Source organism: Blastomonas sp. AAP53 (genome assembly GCF_000331245.1).
Lineage (GTDB): Bacteria > Pseudomonadota > Alphaproteobacteria > Sphingomonadales > Sphingomonadaceae > Blastomonas.
Genome location: NZ_ANFZ01000026.1, coordinates 1 through 1,105, shown reverse-complemented (window position 1 = coordinate 1,105; position 1,105 = coordinate 1). Strand labels below are relative to the sequence as shown.

Genomic DNA, 1,105 nt, shown 5'->3' with positions numbered 1-1,105 from the left:
GAAGGCGGCATGAACGAGATCGTCAACATGATGCAGCGTATGCGTGAACTGGCCGTCCAGTCGGCTTCGGGCACGCTGGGCTCAGGCGACCGCGCCAACCTGCAGACGGAAGTCACCGCCCTGCTTGCGCAGGTGGATGATGTCGCCGGCAAGACCAATTTCAACGGCGTGGCCCTGCTCAACACCGCAGGCCCGGTGGCCATTCAGACCGGCATCAATGCCTCTGACACCGTGAACATCGCGCTCGCCAACGTGACATCGACCGGCCTTGCGATCAACGCCATCACCATCGCCACCGATACTGGCGCAGCTGCCGCGCTCACGTCGCTGGACACCGCACTGAACACGATCACCACCGCACAGGCAGGCCTTGGTGCCAGCCAGAACCGTCTGCAGGCGACCGTCTCCAGCCTGATCAACCGTTCGACCAACCTTTCGGAAGCGCGTTCGCGTATTCAGGACGCCAACTTCTCGGAAGAATCGACCAACCTTGCCAAGGCACAGATCCTGGCCCAGGCATCGACCGCGATGCTCGCCCAGGCGAACCAGAGCCAGCAGGGCGTCTTGAGCCTGATCCGTTAATCGGTCCGGTGGACTGGAGCGGCCTCGACCGCTCTGGCTCTTCGCGATGAAGATCGCACCTAAAGGCTGACTTTCATTCAAGAGATTTCGGGGGGAGAGCGACACAAACGGTCGCTCTCCCCCTTTGCTGTGCTGCGCAAGAGATGCTTCTCGCGGCGCAGATGTCGGCAGCCCATCAATATGCGTCAAGAAACCGACATTTTTTCCGGAAAGCGTCAATCTTTCGCTTAATTCGCTTTCCGGGGCACCGTTAACGCTGATGAGGTCGCTTTGGTTTTGCCCGGGCCACCCCATGGAAGAAGTGAAAGGAACAAAAGATGAGTGTCATTGGAACTAACGTTTCTGCCCTTCGAGCAGCAAACGCATCGACCTCGGCCCAGGGCATGCTGTCCAAGTCGATCGATCGTCTCTCGACCGGCAAGCGCATCAACTCGGCATCGGACGATGCTGCCGGTAACGCGATTGCTACCCGCATGACCTCGCAGGTCCGCGGTCTGAACCAGGCAGTCCGCAACTCGAACGA

General features: G+C 59.8%; 1 protein-coding gene and 1 pseudogene. Both read left to right on the top strand.

What is annotated here, in order from left to right:
• Positions 1–582 (top strand): flagellin (locus tag D618_RS0117160; RefSeq protein WP_017672771.1); only part of this gene is annotated, 582 nt, incomplete at its 5' end.
• A gap of 317 nt (positions 583–899) precedes the next feature.
• Positions 900–1,105: pseudogene (locus D618_RS19565) on the top strand (flagellin FliC); the annotation flags it as partial.